We start from the raw sequence: 20,617 nt of genomic DNA on the forward strand, positions 1-20,617 counted from the left end.
AATTAAGATTGGTGGATTGCTAACTTTTTGTAATAATTGGACCTGCCCTTCTCAGTCAGGATCCCGTGAATAAAATGATCGACGATTTGCAGGTGGTATTCCAACATGCTGTATTTGCCGCCAGGAACATTGCCCGTAAAAGCACTGGTAATTTGCTCCAATCGCATAAAGGCAAGAATCTCCGAGTTGATCTCTTCTCTGAAATCACCCGACTGCTTGCCTTTCTCCAGTACCTCTACGATTCCTTTCCAGGCATGATCTCTCTTAAAATCCTCCAGCTTTTTCCAACATTGGGGATAAAAACGCTGAATTTCATGCATCACCAAAGGATTCATACTGGAAAACCTCTCCCGCAGGTACCTGGTCATCCGCAGCAAATGATCGATCACCCCTTCGTCTTCTTCCATCATCTGATCGAAAGCACATTCATCTTCTCTAAGGGCTATCTCAAAAGCGGCATTGACCAAATCCTCTTTGCTGGAAAATTCTTCGTAAAGGGTTTTTTTGGACATACCTACCTGTCTCGCGATTTGATCCATGGTCACCGCCCTGATTCCATATACCATGAACTGCTCCAATGCTACCTGAATTATTTTTTCTTTTGCTTCCAAATGTATTTCAATAAACATCCTGCCAAAAAACTCCGGAAACTTTTAAAAGGTTCAAAGTTTCCGCAAAATTAAATGAATTATTTTCTCTATTCAACAAAAGATTTACTTAAACGCAGCTTATAATTCGCTTACTGCTCAGAACAAACTAAAAAAAGCTAAAAAACAGCTAGGAGAAAGAAAAGATATCGATTCATACCAAATGGAAAAGTCGCTCATGCCTGTCCTGAAATGAACAGCTCCCGGCCCGGCATATCCGAAAACGGACAATCCAGAGGTCACTTGCTTGTGTTTATCCTACAAATTGCCGGTAGATTTAAAAAGCAATTTCTTACCTTTGTGCTTTCTAAAAAGCTACTGCCTCGTCTATGAAAATTATCTTTTTTCAATCTGCTGACAAAACCATTTATGCCCTTCAAACCCGGCTGGAGCTGAAGGAGGAAGCCCTGCAAAAATTATCCTGGCTTTTCGGCGCTGCCACCTGGCTCAATCAGAACAGTCTGGTTGGAGAATTTGTAGGCCCCAGAAAGGAAATGGTCACTCCCTGGTCTACCAATGCGGTAGAAATATGCGAAAACATGGGAATCAGCGGCGTACTGAGAATTGAGTTCTTCCTTCCATGGACTTCCGGATCCACGCTTGATCCGATGTTGCAGCGCAAGTATGATCGGTTGGATCAGGACCTGTTCTATATAGACAAAATGCCCGATCCAATTTTGTTGATACAAGATATCGCAGCCTACAATGAAAAAGAAGGCCTTGCCCTCAGCAAAGAGGAGATAAATTACCTGGAAGGGATAAGTAAGGCCATGGAAAGGCCCCTCACCGATAGCGAGGTATTTGGCTTTAGCCAGGTAAATTCAGAGCATTGCCGGCACAAGATCTTTAACGGAACCTTTGTCATTGACGGAGAGGAAAAACCTTTTTCGCTTTTTCAACTCATCAAAAAAACGGCACAAACCCATCCAAATGCTATTGTTTCGGCATACAAGGACAATGTGGCCTTTGTGAAAGGTCCTAAAGCACTGCAGTTTGCGCCTGAAACCCAGGACAAATCTGATTTTTTTGGGCAAAAGGAAATTGAAACCGTACTTTCTTTAAAAGCAGAAACACATAATTTCCCTACTACCGTAGAGCCTTTCAACGGAGCTGCTACAGGTTCGGGCGGGGAAATAAGAGACCGAATGGCCGGCGGAACGGCTTCCATACCGCTCGCAGGCACGGCAGTTTACATGACATCCTATCCCAGAACCGCTCCGGATCGCGAATGGGAGAAAGCTCCGGAACCGAGGAAATGGCTGTACCAAAGCCCGGCGGAGATCCTGATTAAAGCGTCTAACGGAGCCAGCGATTTCGGTAACAAATTTGGACAGCCACTGATCTGTGGGAGTTTGCTGACTTTCGAGCATGAAGAACAGGGTAAAAATTGGGGATTTGATAAGGTCATCATGCTCGCCGGTGGTATTGGTTTTACCAGAGCACCCTATAGCCTTAAAAAATCGCCGACAAAAGACAACAGTATCGTATTGATGGGTGGTGACAATTACCGCATCGGGATGGGCGGAAGTGCCGTTTCCTCTCTCAACACCGGTGAACTCAGCAATGCCCTGGAGCTGAATGCCATACAACGCTCCAATCCTGAAATGCAAAAGCGGGTCGCCAATGTGATCCGTGCAATGGCCGAAAGCGAGGATAACCCCATTATTTCCATTCATGACCATGGGGCGGGAGGCCATCTGAATTGCCTTTCCGAACTCGTAGAAGAAACTGGTGGAACGATACACCTGGACAAGCTTCCGGTAGGAGATCCCACCCTTTCCGCCCGGGAAATTATAGGAAATGAATCTCAGGAACGTATGGGGCTGGTGCTGGAAAAAAGCAAACTGGACAAGATCAGGAATATTGCTTCGCGGGAAAGGGCGCCATTTTATGAAATTGGTGAGACCACCGGGGACCTGCACTTTAAATTTGAAAACGGTCAGACGGGCGAAAAACCCATAGACTGGAGCCTGAACCACATGTTCGGTTCCTCTCCCAGGACAATTTTGGAGGACCAGAAGCTCAACCCAGATTTTGCCCCGCTCAGTTATGAGAGAGATCAAATCGAAGAATACCTGAATCAGGTGCTCCAATTGGAAGCCGTGGCCTGTAAGGACTGGCTAACCAATAAAGTAGATCGATCGGTAACCGGAAGGGTAGCCAAACAACAGAGCACGGGGCCCCTGCAATTGCCCTTGAACAATGTAGCCGTAATGGCCATGGATTATTCCGGAAACAAGGGCATTGCGACCTCTATCGGCCATGCGCCTGTAGCTGCCCTGGCCAACCCAGAGGCCGGTTCCAGACTGGCCATTGCAGAAGCACTGACCAACCTGGTATGGGCGCCACTAAATGGAGGATTGAAGGCGGTATCTTTGAGTGCCAACTGGATGTGGCCGGCCAAAAATCCAGGCGAAAATGACCGCCTTTACCGGGCCGTAGCAGCAGCCAGCGATTTTGCCATACAGTTGGGCATCAACATTCCAACCGGCAAAGACTCCCTCTCCATGACACAAAAATACCCCAATGGCAAAACAGTGTATGCTCCGGGTACGGTCATTATTTCTACCGTAGGGGAGTGCGATGACATCAGAAAAGTGCTCTCCCCTGCCATCAAACCGGTTTCGGGATCAACCCTGCTTTACATCGACTTTTCCAGTGATAAATACGGTCTGGGAGGCAGCTCATTTGCGCAAGTGTTGCATAAAATTGGCCTGGACACCCCGGACATTAAAGATGAAATATACTTTGCAAAGGCTTTTGAAGCCATACAGGAATTGATCCATCAGGGAAAAATTTTAGCCGGCCATGATATCTCCTCGGGGGGACTGATCAGTACCCTGCTGGAGATGTGTTTTCCAAACGAACACAGCGGACTGACCATCCACCTGGAAAACCATCCTGAAAAAGATCCCGTAAAGGCCTTGTTTGCGGAAAATCCGGGAATAGTGATCCAGGTAGCATCAGAAGCTGACACCGCTGCCTTCCTGAAGAAAAGGGGCATCAGCTACTGCCCCATTGCCTCTGTACAGGATACAGGTAAAATTGTAGTTCGCGCAATAGAAAAAACCTGGGACATGGCCACGCTTCGTGACACCTGGTACCGGTCTTCCTATTTGCTGGACCAGCAACAATCAGGTAAAGAACTAGCGCTCAATCGATTTGAAAATTACAAAAAACAGCCATTACGGTTTATTTTCCCTGAACACTGGAAGGGAAGCTACGGATCACTGGACATCGATCCGATTAGAACAAAACGCTCCGGTATCCGGGCTGCCATCATCCGGGAAAAGGGGGTGAATGGTGATCGTGAAATGGCGTATTCCCTTTGGCTCGCCGGCTTTGATGTCAAGGATGTGCATATGACTGACCTGATTTCCGGAAAAGAAAATCTGGAGGATGTGAACATGATCGTTTTTGTGGGCGGATTTTCCAATTCGGATGTGCTGGGCTCCGCCAAAGGATGGGCAGGTGCATTTTTATACAATGAGAAAGCCAAAAAAGCATTGGACAGTTTTTATGCGCGAAAAGACACCTTAAGCCTGGGCGTTTGCAACGGTTGCCAACTGATGGTAGCGTTGGACCTGGTAAACCCCGAACACAAGCAAAAAACAAAAATGCTGCATAACGATAGCCATAAGTTTGAATCTGCCTTTGTAAATGTGAGCATCCCTGAAAACAAATCCGTGATGCTGGGATCACTTTCCGGACTTCGTCTGGGCGTCTGGGTAGCGCATGGGGAAGGAAAATTCTGCCTTCCCATGGAAAAATCTTCCTACCACATAGGCATGACCTATTCCTACGAGAGCTATCCGGGCAATCCGAATGGTTCTGACCATGGCGTGGCTGGCCTGGCCTCCAGTGATGGAAGACATCTGGCCATTATGCCTCATATAGAAAGGTCTCTTTCGACCTGGAACTGGCCCTATTTTCCGGAAGGAGAGCAATCGGGACCACTCAGCCCCTGGATATTGGCCTTTGTGAATGCCCGGAATTGGGTAAAAGCACAACAGTAGTTAATGCATAAATAATTATCATTTTGGCCCGGACCGTGGTGGAAGCCTTGTTCGGGCCATTTTCGATTAGCAGCCTCTCTGTTTTTTGTAGCCAGGATATTTTTTGATAGTAAACACCCGGATAATCCATTTTTTTACCGACAAGAAAATGTTCAGCGTTTGTTTACAGGTAAATACCAGGGAAAGCAGAAAAAGTACTGTACTGTCGGAACTATGATGTATAAACATTAGTTGTTTGTACATTGTATACGAGGCCCCGAAACAACTTTTGTTTAAACAGCGATACATTTATTTTGTTTCAAACATAAACCAACTAAAAACATGAAAAATCAACCGTTATTGGAAAAATTGAAAATGGCTGACCTGGAGCTAAGCAACCGGGTGGTAATGGCACCCATGACACGCAGCAGGGCGGATAATCCTGAGAATGCGCCTACCGAACTTCAGGCTACCTACTATACCCAGCGGGCCGGAGCGGGTCTTATCATCACCGAGGGCGCTCAAATATCAAAACGAGCTGTGGGCTACATCAATACGCCAGGGATACATTCAGCCGAGCAGGTAGCTGGTTGGAAAAAAGTAACATCGGCAGTACACGAAAAGGGGGGTAAAATCTTTATTCAGCTATGGCATGTGGGTCGAATCTCACACCCCGACTTTCACGATGGAGCATTGCCCCTGGCACCTTCGGCTATAAACCCCAAAGCCAAAGCTTTTACCCCAAAGGGATTTAAAGACACGGTAACTCCGAAGGAAATGAGTCTGGAGGAAATCAAAAAAACGATTCAGGATTTCAGGTTGGCCGCCAAAAATGCCTGGGCGGCCGGTTTTGATGGTGTAGAAATACACTCCTCTAACGGCTATTTGCTTCACCAGTTTTTTAACCGGACTTCAAATATCCGGATGGACGAATATGGTGGCAGCATTGCTAACCGCACCAGGATCCTGTTTGAAATCATAGAAGCGATACGGGAGGAAATTCCGGAAAACCGCATCGGCCTGAGGTTAAATCCATCCCTACATGGACTATTTGGCATGACCATGGACGAAGAGACCATTCCTGCCTTTGATCATATTATCGAAAAGCTCAATTCATATGATCTGGCCTATCTGCACCTTTCTGAGCCCTTTACCGATGTTTCAGAACTTCCTTTCGCAGTGCCAAACATTGCAGAGCGTTACCGTCCTGTATACAAAGGTACACTGATCATCAATGGAGGATTTGACCGCGAAAAAGGCAACCGCTTTGTTTCAGAAGGGCTGGCTGATGCAGTTGCCTATGGCAAACCATTCATTTCCAATCCAGACCTACCGGAGCGGTTTCGACTGGAAGCACCACTGGCAGAATGGGATCAGGACACCTTTTACACGCCCGGTGCAAAAGGATACATTGATTATCCAGAACTGGAAGTGGCCGGCAAAGACCAATAATATACTTCTAGAAACAGCAGAGGAACCATCCCTTTCGGGGATTGGTTCTTTTTTTATTCAACAACCAATGGACGAAAACCTAAACTAACGCCAGCCTGTACCTGCTTGTGGAACGACTGGTTTTTTGAGATTATGCCTGCAACTACACCTTTTTCGATACTAGATTTAGCCATTCTTAGAGATGGTCATGATGCCGCAGATGCCTATTCCAGAAGCCTGGACCTGGCCAGGCATGCAGAAAGATGGGGTTACCAGCGATTTTGGCTGGCCGAGCACCACAACATGCCCCACGTAGGAAGTGCTGCTCCGACTATTCTGATGGGCTATATTGCTCAGGGCACCGAACGCATACGGGTAGGTTCCGGAGGCATCATGCTTCCTAACCACAGTCCCCTGATGGTGGCGGAGCAAATCGGCACCCTGGCCAGGCTTTATCCGGACAGAATTGACCTTGGACTGGGACGGGCTCCCGGAACGGATCAACAAACCGCTGCAGTATTGCGAAGAGGCAGAACGGAAACTGTACAGGAGTTTCCGCAGGATCTGGAAGAGCTACAACAATATTTTTCAGCCGACAATCTGGATGCTCCCGTGAGGGCCTATCCGGCGGAGGGAATCCGGGTACCCATCTACCTTTTGGGTTCCAGCATGGACAGCGCCTACCTGGCTTCCTCCAGGGGTTTGCCATATGTTTTCGCCAGCCATTTTGCTCCGGGTTATTTTCAGCAGGCAACGTCCTACTATCAACACCATTTTAAACCCTCCCCACGGGTAAAAAAACCCTATATTATGGCCTGTGTGAATGTGGTGGCTGCCGATACTGATGAAGAAGCACGTTATCTGGCCAGTTCATTTTATCAGATGGCCCTTGGAATCATCAGGAGAAAATCCTATCCCTTGCTTCCCCCCGTGGAAGACATGGATCAGATATGGTCTGTCCAGGAAGCCGCTGCCCTGCAACAAATGATGCAATATAGTTTTATCGGGAGCCAGGATACCGTAAGCGCTGACTTGGAAAAATTTATAAATCTGCACAAAGTGGACGAGCTGATGGTGACCACCAATCTGTATGACCATAAAAAGAGATTGCATTCCTTTGAGCTCACCGCAAATGCCATACAGTCTTTCCAGGTAGCGCACAGGGTGAACAATCCCGTGTGAGTCAACGGCCCTAGTTCAAATTGGGATTTTTGGGAATCCTAAACCCCTTGCTGGTTTTTGAAGCAAAAAACAATGCCTGGATCAGTAGGCCGATGACAATGAGGACCACCATTTCAAACTGCAGCAAAATACTTCCCATGGAAAAAATTTTGTCAGTTTCTGATTTCAACTTATCTGCCTCCACCAATTGAATTTCAGAGAGAGAATTCAAATCTAAAAGTGCCGAACGGATGATAGGTGCTTCGCTGGCCAGATCACCAGCCTGCAGGCGGATATCCATTTCATGGGTGAGGCCGGTGAAGTGCCCGAAATACCGCGCCTCTTCCTCTGTCAATCTGGTGGCCTCATAGAGATGATTCAGAGTATCGATTTCACCAAGAATCCTGTTTGCGATTTCCTGTTTTTTAACATAGGGTAAGTGCGGATCGTTGATGACATCGTACATGTCATGAAGCTTTTCTGAAAAATCCAGGATATAGCTTTCGGCTACCAACCGGTCCCTGTAGATGGTTTCAAAAGCAGACTTTAAATCTTCAATCTGCTTCCGTTGATTACTGTTTATCAACAAGACCACCAAAATTACCCCAAATAGCAGGCTTGCGGTTGTTATCTTATGTTTTATACTGTAGGTCCACTTCATAATTAATGGAAACCGGTCCCTGTCCGGCGACATCGCATAATGAAAAATAATTCCAGCGTCAAATGTAATACCTGACAACGAAAAAAAGCCTATCCGGGAATAAATTTATCCGCATTTGTCACAGCCACATCCATTCCTGCTTCTGGCCGTCTTTTTTGTCCCGGCCCGATATATCCAGAAACCGATTACACCAAAAAATAAAATTGCCACGATAATTTCCTGCCACATGATTAACTCCAGATTTGATAGGTGATCAATGCTCCCAGATAAGCCACAATCGTCATACCAATCGTTTGCAATACCGGCCATTTCCAGGTTTTTGTTTCACGGTATACCACGGCGACGGTGCTCATGCACTGCATAGCGAGGGCGTAAAACACCATAAGGGAAAATCCGGTAGCACGAGTAAATACTTTTTCTCCGGTGTCAGCGTGAACTTGCTTATCCAACTTTTCCCGGATCGTCAGTTCGTCTTCCACATCTTCTCCCACGCTATATATGGTGGCCACCGTAGCCACAAAAACCTCTCTTGCCGCAAAAGAAGTCAACAGGGCAATACCAATTTTCCAATCGTAGCCCAGGGGCCGGATAGCGGGTTCTATGGCTTTTCCCAGTATACCGATATATGAAGCTTCCAGTTCCCTGGAGGCATACTCCGCGGCCAATTCATGTTTCTGGTCCTCCGAGACTGATTCGAGGGCAGTCGCTTTCTCCGCTTCCAGGTTTTCCATTTCTCCTGAGGGACCATAGCTGGCCAGTACCCAGAGCACAATAGATATGGCCAGTATCACCTTTCCTGCCTCGAGGACAAAGATTTTCGATTTATTGAACATGGTAAGCAATACCGTCTGCCAGCGAGGCATTCGGTAGATAGGTAGTTCCGTGAGCAGAAAACTACGTTCCCTGGATTTCAATACAAATTTTAGTGCAAAAGCCCCCAATAGCGTAAATAGCGTACCTATCAGGTACATGGCCAAAAGAGCGAGGGCTTGCAGATTGACACCTATCCAGGTTTCATCTGGCACTGTAAGGCCAATCAGGATAATGTAAACAGGAAGTCTTGCCGAGCAGCTCATCCAGGGGGTTACCAATATGGTAATCAGTCGCTCTCTGGTATTGCTGATATTTCTGGTTGCCATTATACCCGGAATGGCACAAGCCATACCCGATATAAGCGGCACGATGCTCTTTCCATGCAAACCGAATGGCCGCATAATCCGGTCCATTAAAAAAACAACCCTGGAGAAATATCCGGTATCTTCCAAAAACGCCAGAAAGCCAAACAGCAAGGCGATCTGCGGAATAAAAATCACTACACCTCCTATGCCGGTAATGATACCCTCAGAGAGCAAATCTGTCAGGACTCCAGGCGGAAGCGTCTCCGCCACCCATCCACTCATGGCTGCAAATGCACCATCAATGAGATTCATGGGGCCTTCCGCCCAGGCAAAAATCGCCTGAAATATCAATAACATGATCGCTAGAAAAGTAACATAACCCCATACGGGATGCATGAATAAGCGATCAAGCCTGGCATGTAGTTTTTTTGGTTCCCCACTAGCGGAAGATTGCGTACTGCGCAAAATGTCCTTTATTTTGGCATAACGCCGACTGGTTTCGCGGGCCTGCTCAGCCTCGCTATCAAATTGATAGGCTCCTGCCTTTTCTGCCAGCCAATCTTTTTTGTCAGGGTCTGCCAGCGGATCATATGCTGCGAAGATCAGTTCCTGAAAAGCCTGATAATGCGTCCGGAAGCCATATTTCAACCTGACCTCCTCCAGCAGATCGGCGAAATCCAGCTCACCGAATGGCTTCCCAATCGAAAAATCATCATTGGACAGCAGGTCCCTTACTGCCTCCATACCTTCGTTATTTCTGGCATCCGTCATCACCAAAGGAACCCCCAGCTCCTGGTACAACGCATATGTCTGAATAGAAAGTCCGCGCTTTTCTGCCAGATCCTTCATATTTACAACAAAGGCCAGGGGTATGCCCAGGTCCATGACCTGCGTACCCAGCAGCAGACTGCGTTCCAGGTTACAGGCATCGAGTACTACCAGGGCGGCATCAGGCTTTTCCATTCCGATTCCATTCAGTACCTTGTGGGCAATGATCTCATCTTCAGACTTGGGGTAGAGACTGTAGGTACCAGGCAAATCTATCAATTCAAAGTGCTTATTGCCTAATGAAAAATAACCGAGCATCTTATCTACCGTCATTCCGGGATAATTGCCTATCTTCTGATTAAGGCCTGTCAATTGATTGAAAATACTGGATTTACCTACATTGGGGTTTCCAATGATGGCAATGCTTTTTACAGCTTTCTTCTCTGTTACTTCCATGTATCAGACTTCTTTTATCTGTATAAGGTCCGCTTCTTCAATTCTCAAAGCAAGCACATTTCCCTGGATCAAAAATGCCATAGGACCTTTGAAGGGAGCTTTGCGGAGCAAACTGATCGTTTTGCCGGGCATCACTCCCATTTCCATCATTCTTACCATCAGAGGTGAAGTGGTGATACCTGCAATTTCATAGGTGTGCTCCTTGTCAAGTCCGGCTGCAGTCATAGGTATATTGAATTTGGGACCAATTCCGTTGAGATCTTTTGAAAGGGCAATTTTAATATAATTTTTGCGGAATAGTAAGGAAATTGCGCTTTATTTAGATTGAATAAATTAAAAGTAAATCCCTTTTTGGCATCCTTTTCTCCAAGCCTGAGTAAGCTGGCATTGGCATTGATTCAGATTAAGCATGGTAGTAAGTATACCTATAATCCGGATCATGGTATTTTTCCGCACTGGCATTTTCTTTGGTAATAATTGTCACATCTTCTTCAGAAGGGAATCGCTAAACTTGTAACATATTTGGATGAGGGCAAAAAATGATCTATCCGGATAAAATAACTATTGAACATATAATTTTAAAAAGAAATGTTTTTCGAACAGGTATATGACAAAAGTCTGGCACAAGCCAGCTACGTAATTGGATGTCAGGCGGGCGGTGTGGCCGCAGTAATAGATCCGAAAAGGGATGTAGACACATATCTAGAGATCGCCAAAAATAATAATTTGAAAATAACCCATATTCTGGAAACCCATATTCACGCAGATTTCCTGTGTGGCTCCAGGGAGCTGGCGGCTTTGACCGGAGCAGAGCTGTATCTTTCAGATATGGGTGACAAAGACTGGAAATATGAATTTCCCCACAACAAACTGAGGCATGGCGACCATGTAAAACTCGGGAATCTCAACTTCGAGGTGCTGCATACTCCGGGACATACGCCGGAGAGCATCAGTTTTCTGCTTACCGACAAGCCGGCAAGTCAGGAGCCAGTGATGTTATTTACCGGGGACTTTGTCTTCGTAGGTGATGTCGGTCGGCCAGATCTGCTGGAGCAGGCCGCAGGTTTGAAGGGAACACAGGAAATTGGTGCTGCACAGATGTTTGATTCCCTGAATCAGTTCCAGAAGCTTCAGGACTTCATTCAGGTCTGGCCGGGACACGGCGCGGGATCTGCTTGTGGCAAATCTCTGGGTGCCGTACCGCTATCCACTGTGGGTTACGAAAAGATACGGAATTGGGCGCTGCAACTGCTGGATGACAGGGCCAACTTCCAAAAGGAATTGTTGGCCGACCAGCCCGAACCACCGCGGTATTTCGCCATGATGAAAAAGCTGAATAAAATTGACCGTGAGCTTTTTACGGAAGTTCCCCAGATTCAAAATCTGTCCAGGGAATCGTTTCAAAACGCCAAAAGTGAAGGGTTAAAAATCATCGATGTGCGTACACCTGAAGCATTTTCCGGGGGCTTTCTGGAGGGCTCCCTCAATATCCCTAATACCAACAATTTTTCTACCTGGATGGGATGGTATATGGACTATGAGGAGTACTTTGTACTGATAGCCGAGGAGGCTGAGGTGACAGACCTTACCCGAAAACTGATGCGGATTGGTCTGGACAATATCAAGGGTTTCATCACACCCGGCCAATTGGCAGACTTTGAAGGAGGCAACCTTGCGAAATACAGCCCCATTGACAAAAAGGAGGTCAAAGAAAAGCTGAAAAAAGGTAATGTTCAGGTGATTGATGTTCGCGGAGCCTCTGAATTCAAGCAAGGCCATATCGACGGTGCTGAGAACATCTTTGTCGGAAAACTTGATCAGCATCTGGATCAGGTTTCTAAAGAAAAAGAGGTAATCATTCACTGCCAGAGCGGAGGCCGGGCAGCAATCGCTTATTCCCTGTTAAGGGCAGAGGGTTTCCGCAATGTGGTGAACTATGCCGGTGGCTGGGAAGACTGGAGCAATTAGGTAAAAAATAAAGACAGCGACAATAATGCGGGGTATCATAAAAATGATGTCCCGCATTTTTTTTGTAAAATTCAGACGATATAAATGACCGGAATAACCCTTATCTTTACCGCCAATGAAAGCAGACCTCGAAGAATTGAATGAAACCCTGGCGAGCCTGGAGAAGGAATTATCTCAGTCGCTTAACCAACAACAGCAATACCTGGAGCTGATTCCGCCAGGCAACCAGCCCGCCGCAAGAAATCTGATTCAGTACCTCTGCTTCAGGTCTGAAGACCGGAAAGACCTGCAGGAAAAATTGCACCTGTACGGGCTCTCCGCATTGTCCAATTCAGAAAACCATATCCACCGGCAAATCCAGGTGATCCGGGAACGTTTGGGCCACCGGTACCACCCGGAGGAACTCAACCCATGTACCTATTCGTACAGTCAGGGCAAGTTGACAGATAATAGTCAGGCTTTGTTTGGGTCTCCGGACACCCAGGGAATGCCCACCATCATGGTAACTTTTGACAGCTCCTTTGCCGAGGATCCGGAACTGGTGCGCAACCTCTTGGAACAGGGAATGAATGTTGCCAGGATCAACTGTGCACACGATGATGAAAAAGTCTGGAAAGCCATGATCGGACAAATCCGGAGAGCAGAAAAAATTACCGGAAAGCGTTGCAAAATTCACATGGATCTGGCGGGTCCAAAGATCAGGACCGTACTGTTGGGCAAAGGGAAGGACAAGGGCAAGGTGAAAGTCGCTGTGGGAGAGACCATCTGGCTTTCAGAAACCATGGAAGGTTTCGACGACGATACTGTGGTGCTGCACCCGAATGAAAAGGGAATCATTGCTTCCTTGGAATCGGGACACAGGATACTTATCGATGATGGCGAAATCGAAGGCAGGGTGAGTCATACTGCGGCTGCAAAGGCAGCCGTAAACCTGGAAAGAATTTCATCCAAAAAGGGCAGAATAAAATCTGAGAAGGGCATCAATTTTCCCGATACCGGCCTCAGCATCCCTTCGCTTACAGACTTTGACAGGGAATGCCTTCCTTTTGTCTGTGCCCATGCCGATATTATTGGCTATTCATTTGTGAAAAATACAGCAGACGTCCGCATGTTAAGGAAGGAGCTGGAGCAAATTGGGAATACCATTCCTGCATTGGTGTATAAAATTGAAACTCCCGAATCAGTGCTCAATCTGCCGGAGTTGATTCTGGAGGGAATGCGGCATCCGCCATTTGGTATCATGATCGCAAGAGGAGATTTGGCCGTAGAAATCGGCTTTGAACGCATGGGTGAAATCCAGGAGGAAATCCTGTGGATCTGCGAGGCGGCGCATGTCCCGGTGGTCTGGGCTACCCAGGTATTGGAAAACCTTCACAAATCCGGAATGCCTACGCGTTCAGAAATAACAGATGCCGGACTTGCCTCCCTGGCAGAGTGCATCATGGTCAACAAAGGCAAACACACCATTTCCGTACTGAAAACCCTGAAAGAAATCATGCAACGCACCAGTGACCGGAGAAATAAAAAGCGGTTTACACTGGGTGCACTAGGGATGGCAAAAAAATTTATGCGGTCATCCTGAAAGCTGAGAGCACAAGCATCAAAAATAAGTCTCCCGAGGTTACCCTTGTTGCATATAAAACTCCATCAAACGTAGATAGGCTTGCTGATCGGCTTTTTTTTCCCCATCGCCGGACGATGCCAATCCCAGTACCTTGGCCCGGATATTGGCTCTCAGACTTTTGTAATACCTAAAAATATCCTCGTCCTCATCCGTATTCAATACAGGATTGCCGCTGAGATAGGTCTGCAGGAAAACTGCTGACCAATCCGCCCGACCATACCGCTCCAGGTCCATGCAAATAAATGCTACCTCGTAAAGCATATCGATGGTACGTATGCTTTTGCTAAACTCAATGCAATCAAAAATAACTGGCGGATCAGTCAGAAACACATTCCCCGTGTGTAAATCCCCATGGAGGTCTCTGACCCAACCCAGGCGAACCCGCTCCGCCAGGCGTTGCTGGTGTTTCCTGAGAAAGGCATCGCTCCATGCCACGGCCTGTTGGAGGAACTTCTGCTGGCCGGAGGTATGCTTGTAGCCGGGATTTAAGATGTCGTTGAAAAGATCTCTGGCTTCATCCAACCGAAACGATACATCCTCCTCCGGTTGCCTGCGGTGAAATAAGGCGACTTTCTTCGCAAGCTTGCGGATCAATGTCGCTTCACCGCCGCCATCCCTCAATACCTTGTCCATCCTGAAGGTTTCCGGCAGGCGTTTCATCAATACGGCATAGTCATGCAAAACACCTCGTTTTCCGTCCATTACCCATTTCCCATCAAACCAGGTAATCGGGCAACTCCGGATGTAGATTGAAGAAAACCGGCTGTTTAATTGAATCTCCTCGTCGCAATAAAGGGCCCGGGCGGCCAGGCTGGTATAGTCAAGAAAGGAAAGTTTTATGGGCTTTTTAATTTTATAAACCCACTTATGGCCAATGATGACCCAGGAAATATGCGTTTCCACTAATTGGCCGTCAATCCGGCGGCCCCGATACCACCCATCTTTTGCCAATACCTGAATGTCTTCAGCTTTCATGGCAGCGGCTTATATAATCCATAGCTTGCTGTATCATGTCCTCAATATTTCCATCCCGGGATTGAATGCTCAGGTAGTCGCCTTCGATGGGATCAAAACTTGTTTTAAGCATTTGGTACACCGAAAAGTCGGCCTCGCTATCCTCTCTGGTTTCAGACAATCGTTTTTTCGTCAGGCTTTCCGCTGCCCAAATTTGTATGCAGATCGGTTTATGTCCTGCTTTTTTGGCGATATCCTGCAGTACACGTCTGTTTTCTACCTTTTGAAATGTGGCATCGACCAATACTGATTTTTGCTGCTGCAGTGCCTCCTTTGCTTTGCGCGCTATAGCCGCGTATACCCGCTGCCGGTCATTATCGGAGTAATTGCCCCTGAGTCCCATCTCCATGCGCAGTTGATCGGTGCCATAATAAATCAACTGCATTTGTGCAGCCAGCCTTTTGGCAAAAAAGGTTTTTCCAGAACCAGGTAATCCCACTACCAAAATCAACATATCTCATTCATTAAGTGATGAGCATTGCGTAGCCCCATTCCTATCAATCAGGCTAATATCTGCCTGACCTGATGCCAAATTTCTGCAGATACCGGTACGCCGGCCGTTAAATTTTCTTGCCGTCGTTCAAAGGATTTTTCTCCCGGATAGCTTACCTCCATTCCATCAAATACATCAGAGGACTTTAAATCTCTGATTACCTGCTCCAGTTTACCTTCGAGGTTCCTTTGATCAATTTGCAGTTTTTCCAGATGAAAACACAGAAAAAACTGAGAAATCCCGTACTCTTCTCCCTGCTGGCCTATCTCATGGGTAGTCTTTCCCCCGGATAATCCGGAAGCCAGCAAATCCAGCATTAACGATAAGCCGGCTCCCTTCCACAGCCCGATAGGCAAAGCCAACTGCCTGGCCAATACATGGACGGGATCTCTGGTTAGCGCACCGCTACTGTCAAACCCGGCAGGATGGGGCAGGTCGGCATTTTCTTTTTCAAAAATACTCATCTTGCCGTAGGAATATTGCGTCATGGCCATGTCTAAAATGATGGCTTGCTTTCTGAAGGGAACGGCGATTACCAGAGGATTGTTGCCTAATTTCGGTTCACTACCGCCCCAGGGAGGCATATTGGGGATGGTATTGGTAAAACAAATGCCAATACATCCGGCTTCTGCAGCCTGCCAGCCATAATTCCCTGCTCTCATCCAGTGATTGGTGTTGTTCATGGCTACACATCCCATTCCATGTTCCCTGGCCATGGAGATGGCTTTGTCCATGGCCAGGTAGGCATTGTACATTCCAGGCCCGAGCATACCATTCCAGCGTTCCATCATGGGAAGGGAAAATTCCGCTTTTGGCCTGGAATCTACTTTTACCTGCCCCTTTTTAATTTGGTCCAGAAATGAGGGAAAGCGATTCAATCCGTGGGAGGGCACGCCGTCCAGACTTGCCCGGGCAAAAAGTGTAGCGCAAATACCGGCTTTCTCACTTTCAAATCCGTACTTCTGCAGCACTTTTGCAAAGGTAGATTCCAATTTTACATAGGGAATGCGGATTTCTTCTTCCATTTTTTGCTGAATTTTATGAAACAATACCTTTCTACAAGCAAACATTCCAATGTCCAGAGGAAGATCTCCTGAGAAAAGAATAATTTCTTCTCTGGCAGGCAGATCTCTTCCCCAGGTACCTGCTTTCTGATTAAGGGTAAGATAGGTAGTAAGTTATTTTTTTCTTTGTGCTAAAAATACAGCCGACAGCCTGCAAAAAAAAGGATCTCCTACCCTTTTATGTTTCCACTTTACTCCTTTGCTGTCCCAGACCCTGAGAAATGTTCAGGATTGTCACCATTAAAGCGCTCTACCGGACCAATTTCTACTGAAACGGGCCGCTTTTACCCCTCCTTTTTTTACATTTACACCTGGCTAAAAAAACAAATCCACTATGAAGGCGATCAGTTGCGAACGACCTGGTTCATTGGTACACCGAGAGGTCAGAAAACCTGATACAGGCAAAGGAGATATACTTGTAAAAATCGAAAGGATAGGAGTTTGTGGTACGGATCTACACGCTTTTGCCGGAAACCAGGCCTTTTTTACCTATCCCCGTATCTTAGGTCATGAAATTGCAGCGACTGTGTGTAAAAGCCATGACTCCGGGCTTCAGGCAGGAGACCCTGTGGTGGTCATACCCTACATCCACTGTGGCTTATGCAAGGCATGCAAGTCTGGGAAAACAAATTGCTGCTCAAACCTCAAAGTACTGGGCGTCCACACAGATGGGGCCATGCAGGAATACATGGCCCTTCCCGAGCAGCTTTTGCTTCGCGGTCACGGTTTAAGCTGGGAGGAATTGGCGATTGTTGAACCCTTGTCCGTCGCAGCCCATGCGGTGAGCCGGGGGGGCATCAATGAGGGAGATGAAGTACTGATAATGGGTTGCGGTCCGATAGGATTGGCCCTGATGGTTTTCGCAGATCTTGCCGGCGCGCAGGTGACTGCCCTGGATACAAATCCTGTTCGCCTCGAGTTGGCAAAAAACCATTTCCATGCGCAAAGCACCATTGATGCCAATAAGCTTGCCGCTGATCCGGAATACAAGACTCAGTATACGAGCAGGTTTGATCTTGTATTCGATGCTACCGGTAACAAACAAGCCATGGAGTCCGGCCCCTATTATGCAGACCATGGGGGAAAATATATATTGGTAGGGCTGTATAAGGAAAGCTTATCTTTTCACCATCCCTCTCTGCATGCACGCGAATTGAGTCTGCTTTGCAGCAGAAATGCGACCCGCTCCGATTTTCTTCAGGTGATGGAAATACTGAGACTGAAAAAGTTCCCTACCAAATGGTACCACAGCCATGACCTGACTTTTGACCAGGTCCCGGATAGGTTTGGCCAATTGACCGATCCATCCAATAATGTAATCAAAGCCATGATTCGGCTTTAAAATACAACCATTAAAAATAACTTTGTACCGATTGTGGAGAGGTTTTTGTGTTTCGCTTTTAAAATATCAAGATTGAAAGCGGAAAGAGAGCGGTTATGAATAAATTATTGCTGTTGTTACTCACTATTTTCGGATTGGTGTCTGTTCCGTCCTTTTCCGATGGACAGGTACCCGGAGATTATCAGGTACTGAAAACGAATAGTGCCTATGTCATCAAAACAAAATCGATAGATTATACCCGCATAGACACCGAAAGGCTGACCCTGGACTGTTCTTCCACTGAATTGAGTAAGGAATTGAACTTTGACCTGATTGCCCATTATTTTGATGAGGAGACGAAATCTCTGTTTCGAAACATCAAAATACAGTCACGGGTATATATTGATATACGTGGTGATGTGCAGGAGTTATACTTTATTTGTGAGCAAGACCCTGAAGAGCTTGCTGTTGATTTTAGAAAGCTGGAGGAAGTGATCCGGAGAAAAATGAAAGTTGAAGAAAACAAGGACTGCCTGACAAAGTTTGAAGATAAGTTTATCAGTTGGTATATTCCGCTCTACAATTACTAGCGCCTGATCGATAATCCAGAAGGTTTCGTGACAACATCTGGTCAAAGCCTGCATAAGGTATATCAAAAAAAGCCCGGAAATCAATCCGGGCTTTTTTATGATTTGTTTTTGTGTCAAATTACTTCAGAAAAAGCATTTCTCTGTATTTAACCAGAGGCCAATACTCATCGTCTACCAGCAGTTCTAATTTATCCACTGCATACCGGATCTTGTCAAAGTAAGCATCTTTCACCTCTGTACTGTAAAGCTTGGCTTTTTCGGTGATATTCTCGACTTTATTGACCCTTTTACGGGCTTCGATCATATTACTCACATTGGACTTGAGTGCTTCAATGTGTTTGGAAACCTCCTCGATAGTTTCAATGGCTGCACGGTGATCAAGACCCAAGCCTTTCAGCCCATTTGCATTGACAATCAACTGGTTCTGATAGCGAATAGCGGTAGGAATGATATGATTCAGGGCCAGATCTCCCATTACTCTTGATTCAATCTGTACTTTCATCACGTAGTTTTCCAACCTGATCTCATGGCGGGCATGTAGTTCCTTTTCGTTCAGCACATTGTGCCGCTTGTAAAGGTCCGTTACCTGCTTGGACAACAAAACATCCAGGGCTTCAGCAGTACTTTTCAAGTTGGAAAGGCCTCTTTTTTCTGCTTCCTTTTCCCATTCTTCGGAGTAGCCGTCTCCCTCAAATCTGATTTTCTTGCTTTCTTTGATGTATTTCCTCAACACATTAACGATGGCAATTTTCTTCTCCTTACCACCTTCTATCTCTTTATCGATATCCTTTTTGAGTTCCTTCAATACATCAGCGACAATCACATTCAGGGCAGTCATGGGTCCTGCGGGATTGGCGCTGGAACCTACAGCTCTGAATTCAAATTTGTTACCGGTGAAGGCAAAAGGTGAGGTTCTGTTTCTGTCGGTATTGTCCAATATGATTTCAGGAATTTTGGATATCCCCAGCTTCATGTACATATTGTCTCCCTTCTCGATCTTGATATTGCCATTTTTCTCCAGTTCGTCCAGAATACCGGTAAGGGTCGAACCAAGAAACACGGAGATGATGGCCGGCGGGGCCTCATTGGCTCCCAACCTGAAATCGTTGCCTGCAGAAGCAATGCTGGCTCTCAGCAGATCTGCATTTTTATATACCGCTTTGAGCGTAGCCACCAGAAAGCAGAGGAATTGCAGGTTTTCGCGAGCCGAATTACTGGGTTGAAATAAGTTTACACCGGTGTCGGTGATGAGAGACCAGTTGTTGTGTTTACCACTACCATTAAGACCGGCAAAAGGTTTTTCGTGGAACAAAACCTTTAATCCATGCTTCTCAGCGACTTTTTCCATCACATCCATCAGCAGCAGGTTGTGATCGGTAGCCTTATTGATGTCTTCAAACAAGGGAGCCACTTCAAACTGTCCGGGGGCCACTTCATTGTGTCGGGTGGAAACAGGAATACCCAATTTTAAGGCCTCAATTTCAAAATCCTTCATGTACTCCTTCACCCGTGAAGGTATGGAACCAAAGTAATGGTCGTCCAATTGCTGTCCTCTGGCTGGATTATGGCCAAAAACAGTTCTTCCTGCCATTACCAGATCCGGACGAGTGGCATATAGTGCCCTGTCGATGACAAAATACTCCTGCTCTACCCCCAGAGAGGGGTTCACTTTTCTTACATTTCGATCAAAATACTGGCAAATTTCAACTGCAGCATTATTGATAGCTTCAGTTGATCTAATGAGTGGGGTTTTAAAATCCAGGGCTTCGCCTGTGAAAGAAACAAAAATTGTTGGAATGCAAAGGGTCTGATTGAAAATGAAGATGGGTGAGCTGGGATCCCAGGCAGTGTAGCCACGGGCTTCAAAGGTAGTCCTTATACCCCCGCTAGGGAAAGAAGAGGCATCAGGTTCCTGCTGAACCAGCGCGCTGCCCTTGAATTTTTCCATGCCGGACAAGGCATCAAAAAAGGTGTCGTGCTTTTCTGCAGTGGATCCGGTCAGGGGTTGAAACCAGTGGGTATAATGGGTGGCTCCTTTACCCAATGCCCAGCTTTTGACAGCCGTTGCGACCTCGTCTGCAGTAGACATATCAATCTTAGTCCCCTTTTCGATTGCTGTACTGACTTTCTTGAAAACAGGAGTCGCCAGGGTTTCCTGCATCTCTTTCAAGCCAAAAACCTGCGATCCAAAATAGTCGGAAATTTTTAAAGAGGGCGCAACGGCAGAAACCTGCGGTCTGGCCTGCACCTTCATTAATGCTTTTTGTCTTAATGTTGCCATTGTTTTAGTTTATGGTTTAAAAACT

At 46.6% G+C, this 20,617-nt stretch carries 15 protein-coding genes; 7 read left to right on the forward strand and 8 right to left on the reverse strand.

Annotated features, from left to right (window positions below):
* Window positions 1-2: 2 nt before the first annotated feature.
* Complete coding sequence (locus tag BUB19_RS13130) at window positions 3-611, reverse strand: TetR/AcrR family transcriptional regulator (RefSeq protein ID WP_073095136.1); 609 nt, start codon at window positions 609-611, stop codon at window positions 3-5.
* 365 nt (window positions 612-976) lie between these two features.
* On the opposite strand from BUB19_RS13130, the gene purL reads away from it, so the two are divergent.
* The 3 genes from purL to BUB19_RS13145 all read left to right on the forward strand — a co-directional run bounded on the left by purL (window position 977) and on the right by BUB19_RS13145 (window position 7,255).
* Window positions 977-4,663, forward strand: coding sequence for a phosphoribosylformylglycinamidine synthase (purL, locus tag BUB19_RS13135; RefSeq protein ID WP_073095016.1), 3,687 nt, complete (start codon window positions 977-979; stop codon window positions 4,661-4,663).
* Between the two features lie 321 nt (window positions 4,664-4,984).
* A complete protein-coding gene (locus BUB19_RS13140) occupies window positions 4,985-6,094 on the forward strand; it encodes an alkene reductase (RefSeq protein ID WP_073095017.1) in 1,110 nt (369 codons plus the stop codon).
* Between the two features lie 132 nt (window positions 6,095-6,226).
* Window positions 6,227-7,255 (forward strand): LLM class flavin-dependent oxidoreductase, encoded by a 1,029-nt coding sequence (locus tag BUB19_RS13145; protein WP_073095018.1) that lies wholly within the window; start codon window positions 6,227-6,229, stop codon window positions 7,253-7,255.
* Between the two features lie 10 nt (window positions 7,256-7,265).
* Here BUB19_RS13145 and BUB19_RS13150 read toward each other — a convergent pair whose 3' ends face one another.
* The 3 genes from BUB19_RS13150 to BUB19_RS13160 form a co-directional block, all read right to left on the reverse strand.
* A complete protein-coding gene (locus BUB19_RS13150; RefSeq protein WP_143156031.1) occupies window positions 7,266-7,895 on the reverse strand; it encodes an MCP four helix bundle domain-containing protein in 630 nt (209 codons plus the stop codon).
* A 230-nt stretch (window positions 7,896-8,125) separates the two neighbouring features.
* Complete coding sequence (gene feoB / locus BUB19_RS13155) at window positions 8,126-10,237, reverse strand: ferrous iron transport protein B (protein WP_073095020.1); 2,112 nt, start codon at window positions 10,235-10,237, stop codon at window positions 8,126-8,128.
* Window positions 10,238-10,240: 3 nt separating this feature from the next.
* Window positions 10,241-10,462: a FeoA family protein gene (locus BUB19_RS13160; protein WP_073095021.1), complete on the reverse strand. Its 222-nt coding sequence runs from the start codon at window positions 10,460-10,462 to the stop codon at window positions 10,241-10,243.
* 363 nt (window positions 10,463-10,825) lie between these two features.
* Here BUB19_RS13160 and BUB19_RS13165 point away from each other — a divergent pair, with 363 nt between their 5' ends.
* Window positions 10,826-12,205 carry an MBL fold metallo-hydrolase gene (locus BUB19_RS13165; protein WP_073095022.1) on the forward strand — a complete coding sequence of 460 codons (1,380 nt, stop codon included), beginning with the start codon at window positions 10,826-10,828 and terminating at the stop codon, window positions 12,203-12,205.
* A 115-nt stretch (window positions 12,206-12,320) separates the two neighbouring features.
* Entirely contained in the window at window positions 12,321-13,787 is a 1,467-nt protein-coding gene (locus BUB19_RS13170) for a pyruvate kinase (protein ID WP_073095023.1), read from the forward strand.
* Window positions 13,788-13,826: 39 nt separating this feature from the next.
* Here the strand turns inward: BUB19_RS13170 and BUB19_RS13175 are convergent, their stop codons facing one another.
* Genes BUB19_RS13175 through yiaK form a run of 3 tightly spaced genes read right to left on the reverse strand, consistent with a single transcriptional unit; the run spans window position 13,827 to window position 16,361 of the window.
* Window positions 13,827-14,804, reverse strand: a complete 978-nt coding sequence (locus BUB19_RS13175; RefSeq protein WP_073095024.1) for a phosphotransferase — start codon at window positions 14,802-14,804, stop codon at window positions 13,827-13,829.
* Window positions 14,794-15,297: a P-loop nucleotide/nucleoside kinase family protein gene (locus BUB19_RS13180; RefSeq protein WP_073095025.1), complete on the reverse strand. Its 504-nt coding sequence runs from the start codon at window positions 15,295-15,297 to the stop codon at window positions 14,794-14,796. The genes BUB19_RS13175 and BUB19_RS13180 overlap by 11 nt, the downstream gene beginning before the upstream one ends.
* Before the next feature lie 47 nt (window positions 15,298-15,344).
* Window positions 15,345-16,361 carry a 3-dehydro-L-gulonate 2-dehydrogenase gene (gene yiaK / locus BUB19_RS13185; RefSeq protein WP_073095137.1) on the reverse strand — a complete coding sequence of 339 codons (1,017 nt, stop codon included), beginning with the start codon at window positions 16,359-16,361 and terminating at the stop codon, window positions 15,345-15,347.
* 373 nt (window positions 16,362-16,734) lie between these two features.
* Between yiaK and BUB19_RS13190 the strand changes: the two genes are divergently transcribed.
* Both BUB19_RS13190 and BUB19_RS13195 read left to right on the forward strand, forming a co-directional pair.
* Window positions 16,735-17,742, forward strand: coding sequence for a zinc-binding alcohol dehydrogenase family protein (locus BUB19_RS13190; protein WP_073095026.1), 1,008 nt, complete (start codon window positions 16,735-16,737; stop codon window positions 17,740-17,742).
* Window positions 17,743-17,837: 95 nt separating this feature from the next.
* The gene (locus tag BUB19_RS13195; RefSeq protein ID WP_073095027.1) at window positions 17,838-18,311 is read left to right on the forward strand and encodes a hypothetical protein; all 474 of its coding nucleotides are present in this window, start codon (window positions 17,838-17,840) and stop codon (window positions 18,309-18,311) included.
* Between the two features lie 118 nt (window positions 18,312-18,429).
* Here BUB19_RS13195 and BUB19_RS13200 read toward each other — a convergent pair whose 3' ends face one another.
* Complete coding sequence (locus BUB19_RS13200) at window positions 18,430-20,592, reverse strand: glutamine synthetase III family protein (protein WP_178371496.1); 2,163 nt, start codon at window positions 20,590-20,592, stop codon at window positions 18,430-18,432.
* Window positions 20,593-20,617: the final 25 nt, after the last annotated feature.

It is taken from the genome of Cyclobacterium lianum (assembly GCF_900143075.1).
Taxonomy (GTDB): Bacteria; Bacteroidota; Bacteroidia; order Cytophagales; family Cyclobacteriaceae; genus Cyclobacterium; species Cyclobacterium lianum.

Bases quoted from the DNA above. Each gene is read 5' to 3' on its own strand.
- BUB19_RS13140 (WP_073095017.1), top strand. From the start codon at position 4,985: ATGAAAAATCAACCGTTATTGGAAAAATTGAAAATGGCTGACCTGGAG.
- BUB19_RS13195 (WP_073095027.1), top strand. From the start codon at position 17,838: ATGAATAAATTATTGCTGTTGTTACTCACTATTTTCGGATTGGTGTCT.
- BUB19_RS13160 (WP_073095021.1), bottom strand. From the start codon at position 10,462: ATGACTGCAGCCGGACTTGACAAGGAGCACACCTATGAAATTGCAGGT.
- BUB19_RS13165 (WP_073095022.1), top strand. From the start codon at position 10,826: ATGTTTTTCGAACAGGTATATGACAAAAGTCTGGCACAAGCCAGCTAC.
- BUB19_RS13170 (WP_073095023.1), top strand. From the start codon at position 12,321: ATGAAAGCAGACCTCGAAGAATTGAATGAAACCCTGGCGAGCCTGGAG.
- BUB19_RS13200 (WP_178371496.1), bottom strand. From the start codon at position 20,592: ATGGCAACATTAAGACAAAAAGCATTAATGAAGGTGCAGGCCAGACCG.
- BUB19_RS13180 (WP_073095025.1), bottom strand. From the start codon at position 15,297: ATGTTGATTTTGGTAGTGGGATTACCTGGTTCTGGAAAAACCTTTTTT.
- BUB19_RS13175 (WP_073095024.1), bottom strand. From the start codon at position 14,804: ATGAAAGCTGAAGACATTCAGGTATTGGCAAAAGATGGGTGGTATCGG.
- feoB (WP_073095020.1), bottom strand. From the start codon at position 10,237: ATGGAAGTAACAGAGAAGAAAGCTGTAAAAAGCATTGCCATCATTGGA.
- BUB19_RS13145 (WP_073095018.1), top strand. From the start codon at position 6,227: ATGCCTGCAACTACACCTTTTTCGATACTAGATTTAGCCATTCTTAGA.
- purL (WP_073095016.1), top strand. From the start codon at position 977: ATGAAAATTATCTTTTTTCAATCTGCTGACAAAACCATTTATGCCCTT.
- BUB19_RS13190 (WP_073095026.1), top strand. From the start codon at position 16,735: ATGAAGGCGATCAGTTGCGAACGACCTGGTTCATTGGTACACCGAGAG.
- BUB19_RS13150 (WP_143156031.1), bottom strand. From the start codon at position 7,895: ATGAAGTGGACCTACAGTATAAAACATAAGATAACAACCGCAAGCCTG.
- yiaK (WP_073095137.1), bottom strand. From the start codon at position 16,361: ATGGAAGAAGAAATCCGCATTCCCTATGTAAAATTGGAATCTACCTTT.